This window comes from Nostoc sp. DSM 114159 (assembly GCF_053470285.1).
On sequence record NZ_JBPFEH010000001.1, the window covers coordinates 1,613,790 to 1,634,016 of the forward strand.

The window sequence follows — 20,227 nt, forward strand, 5'->3', positions numbered from 1 at the left end:
TCAACTGGTTGAGGGAAAAGCATTTGGAGACCCTCGACTGATAAAAAGGGGGCAGCATTGTACGAAGCAATGGGAAAACATCAATCAGTCAGCATTCGTCAAATCAGTAGAAATAGAGCAGAACAAGTGGGATACTACCGCTTTTTGGAAAATGAGAATGTGACAGTAGGAGAATTAGTCCGAAGCCTGTCAGACCAGTGCGTATTACAGGTAGAAGGAAAGCATATATTAGCAATAAGTGATACCAGCGAAATTAACTTGCAGGCTCATGTAGGCAGGTTAAAAGCAAAGGGGAAAGGTGTAGTAGGAAACAACACAGATGTGGGATTTTATATTCATCCCACTCTAATATTGGATGCAGAAAATGGATTTCCTTTGGGGATAAGCACAGTACATCTATGGACTAGAGACATCAACCATGCGGATAAGCATGAGCGAAAGTACCACAAATTGCCGATAGAACAGAAGGAGTCATATAAGTGGTTGCGTTCGGCAACGGATACTCAAAGATGTTTAAGTATTGGGTTAGCCAAAGTAGTGACTCATATCGCCGACCGAGAAAGCGATTTGTATGAGGAATTTGCCACTGTACCAAATCGAGACAATCATGTATTGGTAAGAGCTTGCCAAGACCGTCGCCTTGCAGGACAAACTCAATCGCTTTATACGTATTTAAACCAACAATCTAGTGAGGGAACTTATACCGTAGATGTCCCGGCAGATTCACGTATCGGTAGAACCGCAAGAGAGGCATTATTAATCCTTCGCCGTGCGGTGGTGAAAATTCAACGTCCAGATCAATTGAGTGCTTTAGATTATCCCGCTAGTGTAACGCTTTATGCAGTTGAAGCTGTGGAAGTCAACCCACCTGTTGGTCAAGAACCGATTCATTGGCGATTGCTGACGACTCACCAAGTCGTTTGTTTAGAACAAGCATTACAAGTGATTAGATGGTATACATGGCGATGGCGAATTGAACAGTTGTTTGCCACCCTCAAAAAAGCCGGATTAAATCTCGAAGCTACCCAGTTAGAGTCGATTGCTGCCATCCAACGACTAACTGTGTTGGCTTTGTCTACTGCTGTGAGAATTTTACAATTGATTCAGGGACGAGAAAATCCTGATTTGCCTGCAACTGTTGCCTTTTCGGACGAGCAACTGCAATGCTTGTCTACGATGCCTGCGGCGGGCTACGCCTACGCACCAACTCTCGATGGGAAAACTCAATTGCAACAAAATCCTTATCCTCCTCAAACCCTTGCTTGGGCTACTTGGATTATTGCTCGACTTGGTGGTTGGTCTGGTTATAAGTCTCAGAAACCTCCCGGAATTACTACTTTGATTCGCGGATTATATCAGTTTGAATCTACCTTTTTCGGCTGGAAACTCGCTCTAGGACTACTTGTGTGTACACCGTAGCCTTAGAAAGGGGGGATTAAGGGGGGTAATGCGATTTGTGTGTACACCGTAGTTATAAAGGGGAGGGAACTAGAGATTTCTTGTTTCCCCCCTTTCTAAGGGGATTAAGGGGGGTAAAAATGTGATAAAAATCACAGCAAAAGACTTTAAAACAACCTCTAAACTGGAAAGCATTCGTAGGAGAACAAGAATATTGTTCTCCTACGAATGCTTTATATTCCATGCCATTGAAAGCGGCTATAGGTTTTTAGCGATCGCAAATCAGTTTTCGTCTCGCCCGTGAACTTGAGCAGGTGGACTGGTTGCTTCAACAGCAGTAAATGATTCTAAAATTTTATAGGTATGACTAGCTCCTTTTGCTACTACCCAAGAACTCCCAGGTTCTAGTAAAATCGTTTGCCCTTCAATATGCAATTCTGCACGACCAGTAATTACATAACCTACAGTTTCATATTCCCGTGCTGTTGGCTCTTTAGGTTCGTTCGGTTCCTCATTTTCCCATAGGCGCATAGAAATGGTTTTGCCAGATGCAAGATATTTCTGACCAAGTTGGCCTTTAGGGGAATGGCTAGAGTCTACTTTGATAACGGTTGTATCAGACATATTTTCTGCCTCTTTATATTTTTAACTTTGGGCATTGGGCACTTGTACTGAGCGAAGTCGAAGTATTGGGCATTGGGCATTGAAAACAGGCAGAAGCAGAGAATTCCAAACTCCTAACTGCAAACTCCCCATTCCCTATTCCCTATTCCCCACTACGGTTTTAGTACAACTTTGATGCAGTTATCTTTCTTGTGCTTAAAAATCTCGTAGCCGTGGGGCGCTTGTTCTAAAGGTAAAGTATGGGTGATAATAAACGTTGGATCGATTTCACCGTTTTGGATGTGTTCTAGCAAAGGTTTTAGATACTTGTGGACATTCGTTTGTCCCATCTTGAAGGTTAATCCCTTGTTCATGGCAGCACCCATTGGGATTTTATCTAAAAAGCCACCGTACACACCCGCAAGGGATACGTGACCACCTTTAGCAGCAGATACTATTACTTGCCGTAATGCCGTCGGTCGATCTGTTTCTAAACGTACTGCTTGCTTTACCTGGTCGTACATCGCCATAAAGTCTGTGCCGTGTGCCTCCATTCCTACTGCATCAATGCAAGCATCGGGGCCGCGACCGCCAGTCATTTCTTTGAGTGCTTCGCCAATATTCACTTCTTCGTAGTTGAGAACTTCAGCTTTGCCGTATTCTTTAGCCATTTGCAAACGTTCGGGAACGCGGTCAAAAGCGATTACCCGTTCTGCACCTAGCATATATGCGCTTTTAATGGCGAATTGTCCGACTGGCCCACAACCCCAAACGGCGACAATATCACCGGGTTTAATATTGCAGTTCTCGGCTGCCATGTAGCCTGTGGGAAAAATATCTGTTAGAAATAGCACTTGCTCATCCGTTAAACCATCGGGAATTTTGAACAAGCCTACATCGGCAAAAGGTACTCTTGCATACTCTGCTTGACCGCCAGCGTAACCGCCGAATAAATGAGAGTAGCCAAATAGACCTGCTGGCGAATGTCCCATTTGCTTTTCTACTAACCAAGCATTGGGGTTAGAGTTATCGCACAGTGACCATAAATCCCGATTGCAGAAAAAGCAGCTACCGCAAGAGATGGTGAAGGGAACAACGACGCGATCGCCTACGTTCACATTTTTAACTGCACTTCCCAGTTCTACGACTTCCCCCATGAATTCATGACCAAGGATATCACCCTTTTGCATGGTAGGAATGTAGCCGTCATAAATATGCAAATCTGAACCACAAATTGCCGTAGAAGTAATTTTAACAATGGCATCGCGTGGGTTAAGAATTTTGGGGTCGGGAACTGTATCAACCCGCACATCGTTTGCTCCATGCCAGCAAACTGCTTTCATAATATTTAGTCCTTAAGTTATCATTTCTGGCTCGTTAATATCAAGATAAATACTCGATTTATCTTAATTTTGAGACGCGATAGTTATCGCGCCTCAATAACCGCTAAAAAGTTATTCAAGTATTCGACTCAAGATTTACTAACCGTTTAGCTGCTATCTCTGAGTTAGTTACTAGAAGGAGTGCGATAATAACCTTCTCTACTTCCTTCATATGATGAAGTTTTATCTGCGCTTCTATTTGTACTAGGATCGAAAAACTCTTTTGTAGCTTCAGGAGTTTTTTCATCCAAGTTTAATTTTTCGCGGATATTATCAACAGCGCCTTTTATTGGATTTTGTGATTTTTGGGTATTATTGATTTGGGTATCGTTTCTAATTTCACCTTGCCCATTTGGTGCTCCTTTGTAATAAGTACCCTCTGGACTTTTAACATCAGCTTGTGCTACATCAACGTAGCTAAAAGCCTGACCCAGTAAGAACATAAATCCTACGAGGAAAACTACAACGATTTGGGAAATGCGAATATTCCGCAGCCATGAAATTACTCGATTCATAAAAAACCTCAATTAGATTATCTTGGGTGTACAATTCAAAACACTGAATGACTATTCACCATTCAGGGTTTAAGAACAACTTTGATACAGTTATCCTTTTTTTGTTGAAAGATGTGATAGGCGTGGGGTGCTTGTTCTAGAGGCAATTGATGGGTAACAACAAAGGAAGGATCGAGTTTTCCATCCAAAATCATTTGCAATAACGAATGCATATATTTTTGTCCATGCATTTGTCCCATCCTAAAGGTTAGACCCTTATTAAAGGCTGCACCCAATGGTATTTTGTCTACAAAACCACCATAAACACCCATAATTGAAAGAGTCCCGCCTTTACGACAGGCGACCATCATTTCCCGCAAAACATGGGGACGGTCGGTTTCCAATCTGAGCTTTTGTTTTGTCTGGTCGTAGAAGTCTTCTAAACCAACACCGTGTGCTTCTAAACCCACTGCATCGATACAAGCATCGGGGCCACGACCACCAGTCATCTCTTTCAACGCTTCGCCAGCATTAACTTCTTCGTAGTTAATCACTTCTGCTTTGGCAAACTTTTTCGCCATTTCCAGGCGTTCGGGAAAGCGATCTATAGCGATCACTTTTTCGGCTCCCATCATGTAGGCGCTAATCATGGCAAACTGTCCAACAGCACCGCAACCCCAAACGGCTACAGTATCACCCGGTTGGATATCGCATAACTCTGCACCCATATAACCTGTGGGGATAGCGTCGGAGATGAATAACAACATCTCATCCGGCAAATCTGGCGGAACTTTGACAACACCCACATCAGCAAAGGGTACACGGATATATTCTGCTTGTGCCCCTGCATAACCACCTAACATATGGGAGTAGCCATAAATAGCTGAGGTGATATTGCCAAATAATTTTTCTTGAATCCAGCCATTGGGATTGGAATTATCGCACAATGACCACATATCACGTTGGCAATAATGGCAATTACCACAGCCAATTGTGGAAGGAACAACAACGCGATCGCCTATTTTTAAATTGTTGACTCCTCTACCAACTTCCACGACTTCCCCCATAAATTCGTGACCAATAATGTCACCCTGTTGCACTGTGGGAATATAGCCGCCATAAATATGTAGATCGGAGCCACAAATCGCCGTGGAAGTAATTTTAATAATTGCATCACGCGGGTTAAGAATTGTCGGATCTGGTACTGTCTCTACCCGCACATCATTAGCACCGTTCCAGCAGACTGCTTTCATAATTATTAGTCCTTAGTCATTAGTCATTAGTCATTAGTCATTAGTCATTAGTCATTCGCTTTAAACAAAGGACAAATGACAAAGGACAAAGAACAAATAACTAGCTACGTCCAGAGGGTTGCCCTTCGGTGGTGGCAATTTCGCCTGCTTCCATTAGCATTTTGAAGCGGCGCAATTCATCACCAATTTGCTGTTCTGGTTCTTCACCAAAAAGTTTAGCTACGGTAGCTGCCAATGCTCCACCGGGGGGGTTATACTCTAAAACAACCTTGACTTCCGTGCCGCGATCGCCTGGTGCTTTTTTAAAGCGAACAAAACCAGAATTATCAACATCTGCACCTTCTACAGAAGCCCAAGAAATAAATTCATTTTCTCGGTCTTCGAGAATATCTGCATCCCATTCCACGCTGTTACCCAAGGGTGCATTGGCTATCCAGTGAGAACGTTTTTCGTTATACACTTTGACAGACTTGAGATGCTTCATAAATGTGGGCAAGTTCTCAAAGTTATGCCAAAAACGATACAATTCTTCTGCCGATTTATTAATTGTTACCGTCTTTTCAACTTTGATGGGTTGGTTTATCCCGATTGCTTCCTGTGCTTGCTGGATTGTACTTTGTTTAGTTGCACCTTGATAAATCAAACCACCACCAGCCAATGCCGTCAGCGCTCCCCGCAATGAACCTTGCCTTAAACCCATCAGTACCATAGCGCCGCCACCGATGAGAGATGCCCAACGCTCTACTTCACTAGCTTCAGGCTGGTTTGTACTTAATTTATCCCCTGATGTTGAGGCCACTTTTTTATATCTCCATCACAGTAAATTTCCCACAGAGGCACAAATACTCTCTTTTTTCTATCTCTGGGTTCTTGTTTAGAAGACGCTACGTGTAGCTTGCTTCTTTGTAAGAATATGCGCCTCTGCGGTTTGTTCAAAAAACCTTACATTGACACAGCAGCTCCTGTAGTCGGCTTAGGAGGCTGAATCTGAGTGCTTATCCGCGTCCGATACAACTCTACTAATCGCTGTTCGTATTTCGATAAATCGTGGTAAATTTCTTTGAAAATAGCTGTTGCTACTGGGTCAGTGTACATTGCACACAAATTGCCAATATCGCCGATACCAGTTTGCACATCCCCCAATGCAGAACGTAACTGATATATATCGTCACTTCCTGTCAAGGCAGTTTTTACCTTGGCATACTGATTAGCAATATTTGCTCCTAAAGACGGTTTTTCACCCAATAACTGAAGATAAGTTTCCAGTTTTTGAATGTGGCGCTGTTTATTAGCAATTATTTCTTGAAATACTGATTTTACTTCGCTATCTGATTCCTTTTCAAAGTAGTTTTCAAATGTTTCTAGCGAATAACGTTCACCAGTAAGGGCAGTATTTAAACCTTTGGTGATTTCACCTTTAGTTGAGCCACCCCAAGCATCAGCCAGCTTCCACCATTCAACACTTGTGTCTTTTTCATTTGGTAATGCCGCATCTTTGCCACCATAACCCAAACGACTTAATATAGCTGTGGTAAAAATTGGCAAGTCTCCAGGTTCGCGAGATGTAATCAAATTCCCATCAACTACCAATGGCTCATCTAGATATTTTGCGCCTGCGTTAATCATGTCTTTGGCAATAGCGCTAAAGCCAGTGGCTTGTTTACCTTTGAGCAAGTCGCCTTCAATTAAAACTTGTGGCCCGTGACAAACAGCAGCGACTAATTTTCCTTGTTGGATAGCTTCTTGGACAAAACGTACTGTGTTGATGTTCCGCCGCATTCTATCGGGAGCCATCCCACCGGGAATCACCACTGCGTCGAATTGGGCTGCGATCGCTTCGGTTGTGGTACCGTCGGCTTCTATACTAAGTTTGCCTTGTTTACCTTTATATTTTTCATTCATTCGGGAACCAAGGACTACTACCTCCATTCCTGCTTGTTTTAGCCCATTATATGGAACTGTAAATTCTGCATCCTCTACTGCTTGTTCAATGAGAATAGCAACTTTTTTCTTGCCGGAGTGATTGTTATGTTCAGTCATAGATGGTATTACGTTTTGATTTCTCTAGTTTTTAACTAACTACAACAAAAGTTAAACAGACAGATGATTTTTTGGATAAATAATTTTGAATTACTTATCATATTATCTGCCTCCGGTACTCAAAATTATTTGAGGATTTGATTGGTTATTTAGCATTTAGGTAGTTAGAAAGTAAGAATACGAGTTAAAAATGCTAAATTTATCATCAAAATTTAATTTCTGGTTGCCTATTTTTGCCAAACAGGAAATAGTTATGAGTTAAAAGTTCGCCAATGAATAATTTCGGTTTGATAACTTCTAACTCATAACTTCAACTACAAGTTCCTTGACCATGAATTCATAGCTACAATCTTATGGCGCGATCGCTAGTTTAGCGTCGTACCCAGGGGATAGATTATTTTCTTAGCTATACACCTCTAGTTAGACAAATTTGTAACAGAAAAACGTTATTGTGAGAATGCAGAAAAGGGCTAGTATTATGGCAGAAAAAAATCATAATGACAAAATTAAAAGTAATGATTTGCCACAAGAGATTACCGAATCCTACGGTACTGGTGTGAAAGACTTGCCAGGATACAATATTGGCGGACGCTCAATAAAAGTAGAAAGAGACGAGTACACAGAAACTAGTCCTGAACTGACTGGTGGGGATGTTGATGCTTATTGGCAAGATGCAGATGCAGTTGGAGATGAAGCTGTTGGTGGTAGTACTTCCACTCCCGATCAAAATGTCACAGAGGACTTAGAAGCAGCAGTAGGGCTAGAAATGGCTGATTCGGAATTTCTGCATACCAACGATATTTTAGAGGATCGTGATGGCGATCGCTGGGAGTTAGATCCAAAGTCTTCTGAAGATTATCAAGACCGAAGAGAATAATTACCAATTACAAGAAGCAACCAAATTAGCCACTATCTCAACTAGTTCTTCTGGAGCGATCGGTTTAGATACATGAGTGTCAAAGCCAGCTTCCAAAGCACGGATACGAGCCTCACTATCAGCAAAGGCTGTTAAAGCAATAGCCGGGACTCGTCCACATTTATTTGCTTTAAGCGCACGAAATTTGGAGATGAAAGTGTAGCCATCCTCCCCAGGCAACCCGATATCACTAATTAAAACATCGGGTTGCAATTCAGACAATACATTGCGTGCATCTGCTGCTGATATCACTGCTATAACTGTTGCTCCATCCATTTCCAAGACAGTAGTGATAAAAAAGCGAGTATCGTCATCATCCTCAACGACTAAGATATCTAAACCAGTAAGAGTTCCAGAAGTTTGCATAATAAATGACATTTTATCTATCCTTACTTGCTATATGCGTAATTCGTAATTAAGAGAGTACAGAGCAAGCAGTGATTACAACTACGAATTACGTTAGCGAGTCCGTAAGCGTCATTATCAATTACGAATTATTTTTTACACCCATTAGAGCTTCTTTTAGAGCAGATTTTAGATTTACAAAAGTAGATTGATATGCTCGGAATGTTGATGAGATACCGAAGCAGGCTCTTTTAATAAGAAATGATTTAACACCATGATTTCAAACATATAGCTTGATGGTTACTACTCCTTTATCTATTTTCCTACTGGAAGACCACTTCGTACAAATGAAATTCAAGCGTCTTTAGAAAGTCTTTACTTATCTCAATTTTCAGCATAATTCAGAATTAATGAGTCAAAACTCATTCTGAATACTGATTGACAAAATGCGCTTTATCTTATTATACTCTCACCGATGCCCCATACTACAGTCGGTTTGTATCCCAACAAACTACTTGTCTTCTTTAACCGAAGATTGGGTTATCAGTCTTCTCGATTCAGCATCAATCGCCTGATAATAATATTTCCTTATTTGATTTTGCGATGCCTTGCATCCGACGATTGTGACCTCCTACCAGCAATTAGGAGAAACCGATTTGTCTTTGTCTTTGCATATTTAGACGATTTCACAAAGCGTTTAGAGATGGTAACAAATGGATGTCTGACGCCAATAACTAAAACTAACTGGTTTATCAGTTCTTCTTTGGCTCTGTAACTATCGTCAGGAAAATCATATTGGGGAATAGATGCAAGCTCAGGATAAAATAGTGAGGTTACGATTGATCGGGATAGAACACTTTATTTAAGCATACAAAAAAAGCCAATAATCTTATTGAAGAGGTTTTCAAATATGTTGATACTGTAAAACTACAGCAGAGATTAAAATTGATTCCCAAGCCCAGCTAATTCCGTTTCGATCGAGGATAAAAATGATAGGGGACGACTCATATTACTAGCAAAACCTAGAATTCCTGGATCTCGATGTTCGTAAAGTAACTGGCCTTTGGTATCAAACAGAAAAGTTCCACCACGCTGAGTTAAGTAAGCAGAATTAGGTACATAAGTATGCCAATTGCTGAGAACTTCAACCATATTCCGTAGCCGTAGAGTAGCCAATTCAAAGGGGCGTTGAAACCCACTTCCGCCAGCTAATTGGAAAAACGAGCCTTTAAAAGCAGGTAGAGGAGTACCTTGAATAATTTCATTATCTTCAATGAGTTGAGGAGCTTGACGATCTCCCCTGTATCCCCGAAAAACTTCTCTTAGTGTTCCAGGACTTCCAAAGCCTGCACACATTAACACTAGATTTAGCCAAGCTTTCTGAGCAGGAGAAAGTCCAGGGAAAGAAAAATTGAGACCTGAATAAAGTTTGAGTTGGTGATGTAGTTCTCCATTAGGTTCAACAAATAAATTTTCCGGTGGAAATCCTGTATATTCACAAAATCTTATTCCAGAGGCGCGATTACCAATTCCCACTGCACGAATAGCGAGTTTTTCATCTGACAATTTTTTAGCTTCGCGCTGTAACCACCACGCATATTCAAGACTATCAAAATCCCCAAGTTGGGGCCAGACTAAAACAAGGATATATGAGGCAGGCTCGCAATTTTCTAATAGGGGGCGGGTCATGCCATCACTAACACGCTGAAGTTCGGTCTGATTAAAGATAGTGTAAGGATTCATTACAAATGATTACTCAGATATTTGGGGTATCAGTGACACAGGATGTACTAAAGCATTAACATGCCATCATCTCAAGTTTGTAAATAATTTGTTATACTAGTTAACAGAAGTTCATATTTAGATTTGACACCGCTAAGTAAGGCAATATCCAGTAGGTCGCTTGATGAGTGTATTACTGCTAACAGCAGCTAGGTATGAAAGCTTCTTTTCAAGATTGTCAACATTGACCTTTTAGTTTTCGCCTAGTTGGGCGATCGATCCTGCGATGAATCAACCCATTACATTATCTTTAGAACAAGAATTTCGCCTTAGAACTTTTGCAGACGTTGTGCAACAGATGTCCCGCGAACAAGCTCAAGAGTTTTTGCTTATGCTCTATAAGCAGATGATAATCCGGGAAACGACTTATCAAGAATTGCTCAAACATCAGTGGCAACTGGATTCAGACTCAATTTTGGGCTAAAGCATACAAGCCAATAAATGTTTTAAATTTTTAGCAGCGACAAAGAAATATTGGTAGAAATCCTGTGTCGCTGCCAGCTTGGGAGAGTCCTGGAATCCACTAGCAGAAATCCTTAGACCTCTTGGCATTTGTCGGGAAAAGGAGAAAAGGCTTTGCAAAAGTCCCTTTCCCCTTTAACCTTTAACCAAAACCTTTTCCCCAAGAGTGCAAAAAGCACAAATGCCAAGAGGTCTCTTTTGTACTCCAATTGACTTGATGTCTGCGTAAAAGTGACCTTACAACAGTTTTCATGTATTTGAACCACACCTGTCGGGCGCAAGGCCTTGCGCCCCTAGCGCGTGGTCTATTTACCTGAAAATAGCTGTAAGGCATTTACCAAGGCTTTCCTGACAATAATTGCTCAGACAATCACAGATATGCTAAAAAGTAACTCCAATCTTTACTGCTGTGATTGCGGTGCAAACTGTGCAAATACCTCCGCCCCTGTTAGGTTCTTGGTTTCATTGGCAAAACAGTAATATTTGGGCTTTTCATCTATGAATATCTGACGATGGAAAACAAGACCTTCACAGCTATCGAATAGTCCAACGGGTATGAAATACTGGTTATTTTGTTTAAATTTGTAAAATAGATGGCTACCACACTTCTTACAGAATCCACGCTCTGCCCATTCTGAAGATTGATAAACTTCGATATATTCTTCACCAGAGAAGCTAACATCATCACTTTCACACTCAACTACTAACAAAGGTCCTCCACCCCAGTTGCGACACATACTACAATGACATGCTTCTACCTGATTACTCATACGGGTTGTAGAAACGTTTACTACTCCGCACAGGCAGCTACCTTTTGCAATGCTCACATTAGACATATTTTTTCTCTACTCCCAAAAATGCGCTTCAATTTGACATTCTTTTTTGTTTGATGCTGGAAGTATCTGCACTATTGAGTTTAGAGGCTGATACAACTAATCTAGTCGCTTCTTGACGCTGATTTAAATCAACATTGATGTTACATCTCCAATTTAAAAATATGGAGTTTTGCGTTTATCGCGTAGAGCCTAACTTGATGGATGGGCTAAGGTACGAAGCCCATCTACCGTGCTTGAGTACAAACGTCTTATTTGAGTTTGCAGCTTGCGGTAAGTTCTAGATTGTAGAAAGTCCCTGGTTTGGGATTAATTGAACGCAACTGCTGGATAAAAGCATTAAATGTTGTATTGCTGATCCCGAAGCCAGCTTCAGCACAAGCAGATAAACCTCCTTCGATGGGAATAGATCCAGCCCTGGGACTATATACAATGAATTTATCGACGGTACCAGTGCCGACTGCAAACCCGATAACCTGACGAACTGTTCGCAAAGCAGCATTATCTAAGGAACCACCAATACTGCCAATACTGATATTAACGGCACGACTTTCAGCCATAGCCGGCGCACTAATTGACAATACTGCCCCGACAATCATCAAACAGCTGAACTTCCTCATTTTTCTCTCCTCCAAAAAACTGAAAAACTAATAATTAGGTTTCGACATGGATGAAGTACATCAGAGACTTTACCATGTAAGGTTTTCAGACACTAGGGTGTGTGTAAACTACAAAATCTATGATTCTGAACTTTTGGGGATTACTTCAGCATTAGGTCTTTCGTTTTCTGAAAAATGTTAATTTCTTAAAAATTCTTTATAAAATCGCCTTTGCAGACCCTAGCTGTCTAATTGGTGTTGGTTACAGGAAAGCTGAAAAAACATCTAGCAACAACCATCCCAGCATGAGACTGACTAACTCAATCTCAATCTAGAACAGACTAGCGCTGTGGAGTCATTGCCTGATTCGCAACTTCAGCCGCTTATATCCTTCAATAACAATATCAGGTAAACTTGGCAGTGAATTTAGATATCGCAACTAACTGCCATAAATCCTCTTTTCATAACCTATCCATTCTTTTTCTCGTAAAAGATACTTTTGAATTTTACCAGTACTAGTTTTTGGCAGAGTAGTAAATTCAATTGTCGTAGGGCATTTAAAAGCAGCAATTTGATCGCGGCAGAATTGGATTAATTCTTGTGCTGTAACTTGCGCGTTTTCTTTGAGGGTAACAAAAGCTTTTGGCACTTCACCACGCTTGGCATGAGGTACAGCAATAACTGCACATTCTAACACGGCTTCATGGCGGTAAAGACATTGTTCAACTTCAATACTAGAGACATTTTCTCCATTTGTAATGATGATATCTTTCATGCGATCGCGCACCTCAATATAACCGTCAGGGTGCATTACTGCTAAATCACCGCTATGAAACCATCCTCCTCTAAATACCCTTTCAGTTGCTTCTGGGTCATTATAATAGCCTGTCATCACCATATTTCCCCGCATCACCACTTCCCCCATTGTTTCACCGTCGGCCGGGACATCATTCATATTTCGATCTATAACTCGTAAACCATCTGCACCGATATAAGGTACGCCTTGGCGTGCCATAAGTTTTGCTTGTTTTTCAATATTTAAATTATTCCAATCTGATTGATATTCACAAACACTATATGGGCCATAAACTTCTGTTAAACCATAAACGTGAATAATTTTTGCGCCAATTTTAGTAAGTTTTTCAATTAATATTGGTGATGGTGGTGCGCCTGCTGTAGTAATAGTTAGAGGTTTTGCTAATAATTGCGGACAGTCTGGATGATTGAGGAGAGAAATTAAAATTACAGGTGCAGCATTTAAATGAGTTACCCCTTCTTGTTGAATTAACTTCCAGATATTACCAGGGTTAAACTTACGCAAACAAATATGAGTACCACCGATAGCAGTTACCGCCCAAGTAAAACACCAACCATTGCAGTGAAACATCGGCAGAGTCCATAAATAAACCGAGTTAGGTGTTAGTGTTGTTTCAACTATTTCTCCTAAAGAGTTAATATATGCACCGCGATGAGAATACATTACACCTTTGGGTTTACCAGAAGTTCCACTAGTGTAATTAATAGAAATCGTATCCATTTCATCTGTAATTACCCAAGGCAAAGGAGTAGGATTACCAGTTTGGATAAATGCTTCATAATCCTCTTCATTTATCGGTTCAAATTTTTGATTATCGTTGATATTGATTATATACTTAACAGTTTTAAGACTATTTTGAATAGGTCGAATTATATTTGTTAACTCTGTATCAATAAAAAGAAATTTAGCACCGCAATCATTTAAGATATAAGCAACTTCCTGGGAAGCCAAACGAGTATTAATAGATACTAAAATACCACCTATTAAAGGCACAGCAAAATGGGCTTCTAGCATGGGTGGAGTATTGAAACAAAAAAAAGCGACGCGATCGCCTTTTTCAAGTCCAGCATGATGCAGTGCTGAAGCTAGACAATTGATTCGCTCTGCAAATTCCCTGTAAGTGAAGCGTTTTTGATTATATATAATAGAAACTTTCTGACTATAAACTTTAGCATTACGTTGAATAAAAGTTAGAGGTGTGAGAAAGCTGCGATCGACTGCTTCAGGGTTCATGGCTAATGCTAACAGTAATTATTTACTGCACGAGCATACCATACGGTCATAAAGCACTAGATGATTTTTACAGTACTTAGTTACCGCGATCGCATTCAATTAGACTAGACTCAGAGGCAGGCTCAGTCTACCTTGAGATTCCGGTTACTTGCAAATGGTACGCACTCAAGGTTTTTTCACAGAGATGCCAGTATCATTTTTACGATCGCGACCAGAAAGAAAAAGGTACAAGCCCTTAAATTAATTTGTGGGGATCAAAAATTATTGAATTTTGAATTTTGAATTTTGAATTTTGAATTCCCCAAAGGGGTTGACTGCATTTATTATGGCTTTGTTCCAGTGTTAACGAGCGATTAAAAAATTTAATTTATACAAGTAACATCCGGAAAACCAAGGTGAAGTTAGGAAACAATAGTGAAGATATGATTGTAAATTTCTTTGATTGAGTTAATATAAAAGGTTTTCACAATGGTTACTACTCCTGTACACTATTTGCAAATTCTGGGCAATCCAAATATTGAAATTTCTCAAGATGAGTTGCGATCGCTTTTAGGAGAAATAGAAGTACAACTGCATCGTAGCCGAGTTTATCGACGTGCTTTAGCGATTGTGCAGAAGTTAATAGGTGAAGAAACAGATCGAGCTCAAGATTTATTAAAAGCCGTAGGTAGAGAAGCGATCGGTTTAGCATTTCGACAATTTGCCCAACAAAATCAAAAAGTTGAAACAGCTACAGATACGAAGCAAGCCACGGAAACAGTCAATTCTTCATCAGAAATACAGCAAGAGTGTTGCACTCAACAGGAGCAATCCTCTAAAAATGCAACAGAAAATTCGCTGTGGAAAAAACCACTGCAATTGCTGAATCATCAGAGAATTTCTCAAGCAGAACTTGCCTTGCAAGCAGACCAACAACGCATGGTGTGCCTACGTCAAATCGGGCAACAACTCCAGAAAACCCGTTTGTCCAAAGGGCTTTCTTTGGACCACATCCAGCTTTCCACTCATATCCGAACCGAGTTGATAGATGCATTAGAAAACGGCAACTCAAAAGAATTGCCAGATGACATTTTTTTACGTGGATTTATCCGACGTTATGGAGATGCTTTAGGACTTAATGGTGTTGCTTTAGCTGCTTCTTTACCAGTACAAGCAGCTATACCAGTAACTCAGCCCCTTTCGTACCAATCTAAAAAAGGAATGGGATTAGAAATTCGTCCGACGCATTTATATGTAGGTTATACAGCTCTTCTTGCTGGTGCAATGGGAGGATTAGCTTTGATGTCCCAGCAACAAGCAAATACCAATATATCAACTGAGCAAGATAACTCTTCTTCTGTTTTACAATCGTTAAAACAACAATCTCCTACTGTTAAACCGGGGATTAAATCCACTAATAATACTGGTGTGGTTGTCGGATCTGATATTTCCCCACCAGAAGGATCGTATTAACGTGCACCACAATCCAATTACATCTTAATATTGACTTGAGTTCGGGAAAAGTCAGTTTAATGTAGAGTTTCAGCTTATCCCGAACTCAGCTTTTATTAAATCTTACGCCGTCCTCACCACTCCATTCCAATCATGAGTGGTGAGCATGGTCTGCATAGGCAAAAAATATTGTGTAAAAGCTAAAAAACTGTAACTGGGAGTTAATTGATCTGACTTTTCACGGTATCTGGAAAACCTCTCTCTAAATCTCTCTCCTTTTAGGAGAGAGACTTTGAATTTTCCCCCTTCCCGACGCGGGAAGGGAGTTATATCATGTCCGCCTAATTAGTTATAATTCCCGCATTTGTGCAAAAACCAGGAAACCCTCTTTCCCCCTGCCCCCTGCTCCCCTGCCGTCTTAATGATAAGTCTTTAACCGGAAACGATATTAGGGGGTTAGGTTTTTGGTAGATTTTTCCACATAACGTGAAAAGTCAGGTTAATTGATATATTGGAACCTTTATGAAAGTCAGGTTAAAATCGCAAGCAAAGTGTAAATCTGAAGTGAAACTATGAAAACTGCTGAAAAATTAGCTGCCGGTTGGCTACTGACACTCGGATTCATGTTTGTAACTCTATCAGCAACAGCGGCACTAGAAAAATTCGCTACACCTAAAGCCATCTCAATACCGGCGGGTGAGTATGACTTTAACGCACCGAATGCCACTTATGAAGATAATAATGCTGCTGTTGGCGGTCTAATTTTTGGTGTCCCTACCCTAACACTGGGCACGTGGTTAGCATTGGGATTGTACCGTCAAAGTCGGCAGGAGAAAAAGGCAATTAATCAACAAGTTAGCGATCGCCTGCAATCGATTTTTTATGAGATGCTACAAGAAAATCACGGGCGCGTAACTGTTTTAGGCTTTGCCATCCAGTCACAATTACCCGCAGCCCACGCCAGACAATATTTAGATGAAAAAGCTAAAGAATTCAATGCAAATTTTAAGGTAAACGAAGAAGGGGCTGTATCATATCATTTTGATGTCTAATTGTCATTAGTCATTTGTCCTTTGTCTTTCGTCCTACCCTGCGGGAAGCCGCTGGCGCGTCTATGTTATTTGTTATTCATTAATGACCAATGATTAATGACTAATGACTACAATACTCAACTTACGGCTAGGTCTCATGACGCAGATTTTTTTGAGCGTAGCTGCCATTTTAGGCGGTTTGTCGGTTGCTGCTGGTGCTTTTGCTTCCCATGCCCTGCGGGAAAAGATTAGTGAGCGATCGCTAGAAATTTTTGAGACTGGCGCTCGTTACCAAATGTATCATGCTCTGGCACTTTTTCTAGTAGCAATACTAATTAGTCGTACCGAGTCGCCTCAACCCACACTCGTAGCCAGTGGATGGCTATTTATCATTGGTATTGCTATTTTCTCAGGTAGCTTGTACGCCCTTAGCATAACCGGTATTAAATCCTTGGGAGCGATCGCACCACTAGGCGGCACAGCCTTTCTCGCAGGTTGGGGTGCTTTGGCTTTTGCTGCTTGGAATTTGAAGTTGTAAAAAAGTTAGGAGTTAGGAGTTTTTAACTCTTAACTTCATTTTTTAGAGGCTCATTTATCTTGTCTTTACAGCATATTTTCAACAAAAATATTTTCCAAAAAATAAAATTGGTCAATTCATCAATCATAATTTCAACAAGGTGCATACAAATCAATTAACCCCGTTATTTATAAATAACGCAGAATTTTCAATGTTTAAATTTATCTTTTTTAAAATGCTAGTAGTGAGGAGTTAAAAGCTTATAATTTATAGCTCTTTGTTCTCAGGCGTATTAACAAATTATCCAAATCTGCATTACATGAAGGTGTTTCAGGTAATGAGCTAGATTGATATGCCTCCTGTAAATTATTATGCAGACGTTCATATTCTCTTTGATGAAAAGCTACATTAATATCTGACAAAACAGACTTTTCTGTACCTGCTAATTTTTGGGCGATCAAATCAGAAATATATGGCAAATTAAAAACCTCATTTAGCTTAATTAAATTAGACTCAACTATTCCTGTTTGCATCAGATAGATCCCAGTTAATAGAACTCGATAAACATAAAGTAATGGTTTAATTCGATGCGCATTTTCTTTCTCAAAAAGTTTCCATTGTGTTGCGGCAAAACCAATATAATGGTAACTATGATGACGGGTAATACAATTTTTAGCAATAATTTTCAATTCCTCATGCTCAGGTGAGGTTATTAATATTAAAGGAGAATACAATTGTTCCAACACATAACCATTCTTTTTAAGTAGCATCAAAAAGAATTTTTTGACATCATGAGTTACTAAATCAATTTCTAAAGATTCGCGAACTTCTGAAACTTCAATAGTTTCATTTTTAGTCTGTAATCCCACTACTTCTTGAACTGGTAAAATATGGACACCACGCAAGTCATAATCAGAATCGGGTGAGGGAAAGCCATATAAATGGGAACCACTAATGATGGCGAATAAAAACGGGTAAGGCTGTTGCCTAATAATTGTGTTAAGAGAAGTTGGAATATTCATAATGTGCCGTTTACTTGCTTACCTCGGTTCGCCTATTTCTTTAAAAGATATTCTATATAAACCAGAACACTCACTCATCGTCCAGAGTTTCATTAGTGTGGGAGCAGACTATGAAATTCAAATTGAGTAAATTTAGTGTGAAAAAGGCTATTTCTCCAGCCTACGATGAATATCGCTCGAAAACTTTGGCGCTATTCCAGGATATGACTAAGCCATATTCTTTAGTCAACCTCATTCTGACACGATCTGCTATTTGCTGGTACTTAGGGTATATTGCCTATATCAAATCTTTATCGTTGCAAGAACATAGCACTTAGGCACTTACTTGCTACTATTTTAATGGGAAAATGCGGAAAAATAGCTTGAAAGCTTGAGCTATATTGCTCAAACATGATTTTATTAACTATGGCTATGTGTTTCACTGATTGGAATAAAGGTCTGCTATCAAAGTAACCTATTACGCCAAGCAAACGGAGGTTTCATGTCGATATCTAAAGCTGTTAATAGCAAGGTTATTTCTCAAAGCAGCGTTGAAAAACGCTTGCAGATAGAGCGTTTGATAGGAGCGACTCAAATAGTTGCATCTAGTGCTGGGAGTGATGTAGTGAAGGGATTAACTCAAACACCTAAATCTCTACCCCCTTGTTACTTTTATGATGACCGTGGTTCCGATCTGTTTGAGCAAATCTGCGATTTACCAGAATATTATCTTACACGCACAGAAACAACGATTTTACAGCAGTATGCTGGTGAAATTGCCAAGATAACTGGCGTTTGTGAATTGGTAGAACTTGGCAGTGGTAGTTCTAGTAAAACCCGCATTTTACTAGATGCCTACCAGCAACTAGGCTATCCTCTGCATTACCTACCAATTGATGTGAGTGCAGGTATGTTGGAAAATAGTGCCAAGCAGTTATTGGGAGATTATCCTTTACTCCAAGTTTATGCACTAGCGGGAACCTATGAATTAGCCCTTGCAAAACTCCTACCGACGCAATTACCCAGTCGGATGATTTGTTTTATTGGTAGCAGTTTAGGTAATCTTACCCCTGATGAATGTGATGTGTTCTTCTCTCAAATAACTAATGCTCTACAAGTAGGTGAGTATTTTTTATTGGGGATAGATTTACGAAAGCCAAAACAGATTTTAGAACCAGCTTATAACGACAGCCAGGGAGTGACAGCTGCATTTAACCTCAATATGCTGGAACATTTAAATCAGCGGTTTGAGGGTAACTTTGACACCACCCAGTTTGAACACCGAGCATTTTACAATGAAAGCGAGCATCAAATAGAAATGCATTTACGCAGCTTGCGATCGCAAATTGTAGAATTACGCGCTCTTAATCTTAAGGTTAATTTTGCACTAGGTGAGACTATCCTCACCGAAATTTCTCGCAAATTTGACCTTAATATTATCAAACAGCAACTAACTGCACAAGGTTTATTACCTCTTCATGTGTGGAGAGATCCAAATCAATGGTTTGGCTTAATCCTCTGTCAGCTGCAAGCATAAAGCAAATCAGAGTATGCCTGATATATATAGTGGTTCTCAGTTGAGTCCAATATATAGCTAACAAAAACAGCCCTTCCCTACAAGCATTAAGGAGTCATAATTCAAAGCCTCTCTCCTTAAAGGAGAGAGGTCAAAATGTATGAATGCAAATTTTGATCGACCCAAGCAAGTAAACTAAATGTTTAATCGCTAATTATTGCTGCATCGAAGGTGTAGGAAAAATTCTGCTGAATATAGGAACCCGTGGACGAGGTTTATTTGTTATTGTATTGGTATTAGTAGCAGAAGAGTTATTAGTTACCTCAGAAAGAAGAGGTGGTTTGCTATTAGTAGAATTGGTAAAATCACTTAATTGGGTAGCCGAAGGTGAATTTGAAGATATGGAAGTAACATTTTCAGGATTTTGATTCTTGGTTTTTACCGGAGTTTGAGCTTGAGATGGAGTAACAAGGAAAGTTGAACTTGTTCCTAATACCAGTACGAGCAAATGAGAAATATATTGTTGCATAGGAATTGGGATTGATTATATGCGTTCAGAAGTATTCAAAGCTTA

General features: G+C 40.1%; 21 protein-coding genes and 1 pseudogene. 9 read left to right on the forward strand and 13 right to left on the reverse strand.

Annotation, left to right across the window (positions count from 1 at the left end; translation table 11 throughout):
- The first annotated feature begins 69 nt into the window (after nucleotides 1–69).
- Nucleotides 70–1,419, forward strand: coding sequence for an IS4 family transposase (locus ACR5KR_RS06480; RefSeq protein WP_448270108.1), 1,350 nt, complete (start codon nucleotides 70–72; stop codon nucleotides 1,417–1,419).
- 261 nt (nucleotides 1,420–1,680) lie between these two features.
- On the opposite strand, the gene ACR5KR_RS06485 is transcribed toward ACR5KR_RS06480, so the two are convergent.
- From ACR5KR_RS06485 to ACR5KR_RS06510, 6 genes are all read right to left on the reverse strand, one after another.
- On the reverse strand, nucleotides 1,681–2,022 hold the full coding sequence (locus ACR5KR_RS06485; RefSeq protein ID WP_448265890.1) for a cupin domain-containing protein: 342 nt from the start codon (nucleotides 2,020–2,022) through the stop codon (nucleotides 1,681–1,683).
- A gap of 152 nt (nucleotides 2,023–2,174) precedes the next feature.
- Nucleotides 2,175–3,344: a zinc-dependent alcohol dehydrogenase gene (locus ACR5KR_RS06490; RefSeq protein ID WP_448265891.1), complete on the reverse strand. Its 1,170-nt coding sequence runs from the start codon at nucleotides 3,342–3,344 to the stop codon at nucleotides 2,175–2,177.
- Nucleotides 3,345–3,508: 164 nt separating this feature from the next.
- Complete coding sequence (locus ACR5KR_RS06495; protein WP_448265892.1) at nucleotides 3,509–3,898, reverse strand: hypothetical protein; 390 nt, start codon at nucleotides 3,896–3,898, stop codon at nucleotides 3,509–3,511.
- Nucleotides 3,899–3,960: 62 nt separating this feature from the next.
- Nucleotides 3,961–5,130: a zinc-dependent alcohol dehydrogenase gene (locus ACR5KR_RS06500; protein ID WP_335006879.1), complete on the reverse strand. Its 1,170-nt coding sequence runs from the start codon at nucleotides 5,128–5,130 to the stop codon at nucleotides 3,961–3,963.
- Between the two features lie 100 nt (nucleotides 5,131–5,230).
- On the reverse strand, nucleotides 5,231–5,929 hold the full coding sequence (locus ACR5KR_RS06505) for an SRPBCC family protein (protein WP_445627252.1): 699 nt from the start codon (nucleotides 5,927–5,929) through the stop codon (nucleotides 5,231–5,233).
- 143 nt (nucleotides 5,930–6,072) lie between these two features.
- The gene (locus tag ACR5KR_RS06510) at nucleotides 6,073–7,170 is read right to left on the reverse strand and encodes a DJ-1/PfpI/YhbO family deglycase/protease (RefSeq protein ID WP_448265893.1); all 1,098 of its coding nucleotides are present in this window, start codon (nucleotides 7,168–7,170) and stop codon (nucleotides 6,073–6,075) included.
- A 478-nt stretch (nucleotides 7,171–7,648) separates the two neighbouring features.
- Here ACR5KR_RS06510 and ACR5KR_RS06515 point away from each other — a divergent pair, with 478 nt between their 5' ends.
- On the forward strand, nucleotides 7,649–8,047 hold the full coding sequence (locus ACR5KR_RS06515) for a DUF6335 family protein (protein WP_448265894.1): 399 nt from the start codon (nucleotides 7,649–7,651) through the stop codon (nucleotides 8,045–8,047).
- Here the strand turns inward: ACR5KR_RS06515 and ACR5KR_RS06520 are convergent, their stop codons facing one another.
- Together ACR5KR_RS06520 and ACR5KR_RS06525 are read right to left on the reverse strand one after the other, a co-directional pair.
- Nucleotides 8,048–8,464: a response regulator gene (locus ACR5KR_RS06520; protein ID WP_445627249.1), complete on the reverse strand. Its 417-nt coding sequence runs from the start codon at nucleotides 8,462–8,464 to the stop codon at nucleotides 8,048–8,050. It abuts the gene before it with no gap.
- 906 nt (nucleotides 8,465–9,370) lie between these two features.
- Complete coding sequence (locus ACR5KR_RS06525) at nucleotides 9,371–10,174, reverse strand: peroxiredoxin-like family protein (protein WP_448265895.1); 804 nt, start codon at nucleotides 10,172–10,174, stop codon at nucleotides 9,371–9,373.
- 265 nt (nucleotides 10,175–10,439) lie between these two features.
- On the opposite strand from ACR5KR_RS06525, the gene ACR5KR_RS06530 reads away from it, so the two are divergent.
- Nucleotides 10,440–10,637 carry an NblA/ycf18 family protein gene (locus tag ACR5KR_RS06530; RefSeq protein WP_448265896.1) on the forward strand — a complete coding sequence of 66 codons (198 nt, stop codon included), beginning with the start codon at nucleotides 10,440–10,442 and terminating at the stop codon, nucleotides 10,635–10,637.
- Nucleotides 10,638–11,076: 439 nt separating this feature from the next.
- On the opposite strand, the gene ACR5KR_RS06535 is transcribed toward ACR5KR_RS06530, so the two are convergent.
- The 3 genes from ACR5KR_RS06535 to ACR5KR_RS06545 all read right to left on the reverse strand — a co-directional run bounded on the left by ACR5KR_RS06535 (nucleotide 11,077) and on the right by ACR5KR_RS06545 (nucleotide 14,157).
- Nucleotides 11,077–11,511 (reverse strand): GFA family protein, encoded by a 435-nt coding sequence (locus tag ACR5KR_RS06535; RefSeq protein ID WP_445627246.1) that lies wholly within the window; start codon nucleotides 11,509–11,511, stop codon nucleotides 11,077–11,079.
- A 248-nt stretch (nucleotides 11,512–11,759) separates the two neighbouring features.
- Entirely contained in the window at nucleotides 11,760–12,128 is a 369-nt protein-coding gene (locus ACR5KR_RS06540) for a hypothetical protein (protein ID WP_448265897.1), read from the reverse strand.
- Between the two features lie 418 nt (nucleotides 12,129–12,546).
- Nucleotides 12,547–14,157 carry an acyl--CoA ligase family protein gene (locus ACR5KR_RS06545; protein ID WP_448265898.1) on the reverse strand — a complete coding sequence of 537 codons (1,611 nt, stop codon included), beginning with the start codon at nucleotides 14,155–14,157 and terminating at the stop codon, nucleotides 12,547–12,549.
- A gap of 468 nt (nucleotides 14,158–14,625) precedes the next feature.
- Here ACR5KR_RS06545 and ACR5KR_RS06550 point away from each other — a divergent pair, with 468 nt between their 5' ends.
- From ACR5KR_RS06550 to ACR5KR_RS06560, 3 genes are all read left to right on the forward strand, one after another.
- Nucleotides 14,626–15,609, forward strand: coding sequence for a helix-turn-helix domain-containing protein (locus ACR5KR_RS06550; protein WP_448265899.1), 984 nt, complete (start codon nucleotides 14,626–14,628; stop codon nucleotides 15,607–15,609).
- A gap of 551 nt (nucleotides 15,610–16,160) precedes the next feature.
- Complete coding sequence (locus ACR5KR_RS06555; RefSeq protein ID WP_322712904.1) at nucleotides 16,161–16,640, forward strand: hypothetical protein; 480 nt, start codon at nucleotides 16,161–16,163, stop codon at nucleotides 16,638–16,640.
- Nucleotides 16,641–16,776: 136 nt separating this feature from the next.
- Nucleotides 16,777–17,157, forward strand: a complete 381-nt coding sequence (locus tag ACR5KR_RS06560; RefSeq protein ID WP_448270110.1) for a DUF423 domain-containing protein — start codon at nucleotides 16,777–16,779, stop codon at nucleotides 17,155–17,157.
- A 239-nt stretch (nucleotides 17,158–17,396) separates the two neighbouring features.
- Here ACR5KR_RS06560 and ACR5KR_RS06565 read toward each other — a convergent pair whose 3' ends face one another.
- A complete protein-coding gene (locus ACR5KR_RS06565; protein ID WP_448265900.1) occupies nucleotides 17,397–18,158 on the reverse strand; it encodes a nucleotidyltransferase domain-containing protein in 762 nt (253 codons plus the stop codon).
- Between the two features lies 1 nt (nucleotide 18,159).
- Here ACR5KR_RS06565 and ACR5KR_RS06570 point away from each other — a divergent pair.
- The 3 genes and pseudogenes from ACR5KR_RS06570 to egtD form a co-directional block, all read left to right on the forward strand.
- Nucleotides 18,160–18,249 (forward strand): annotated as a pseudogene (locus tag ACR5KR_RS06570) (ergothioneine biosynthesis protein EgtC); the annotation flags it as partial.
- Between the two features lie 46 nt (nucleotides 18,250–18,295).
- Nucleotides 18,296–18,475 (forward strand): hypothetical protein, encoded by a 180-nt coding sequence (locus tag ACR5KR_RS06575; RefSeq protein ID WP_445627240.1) that lies wholly within the window; start codon nucleotides 18,296–18,298, stop codon nucleotides 18,473–18,475.
- Between the two features lie 164 nt (nucleotides 18,476–18,639).
- The gene (gene egtD / locus ACR5KR_RS06580; RefSeq protein ID WP_445627239.1) at nucleotides 18,640–19,674 is read left to right on the forward strand and encodes an L-histidine N(alpha)-methyltransferase; all 1,035 of its coding nucleotides are present in this window, start codon (nucleotides 18,640–18,642) and stop codon (nucleotides 19,672–19,674) included.
- A gap of 193 nt (nucleotides 19,675–19,867) precedes the next feature.
- Here egtD and ACR5KR_RS06585 read toward each other — a convergent pair whose 3' ends face one another.
- Nucleotides 19,868–20,182 carry a hypothetical protein gene (locus ACR5KR_RS06585; protein ID WP_448265901.1) on the reverse strand — a complete coding sequence of 105 codons (315 nt, stop codon included), beginning with the start codon at nucleotides 20,180–20,182 and terminating at the stop codon, nucleotides 19,868–19,870.
- Nucleotides 20,183–20,227: the final 45 nt, after the last annotated feature.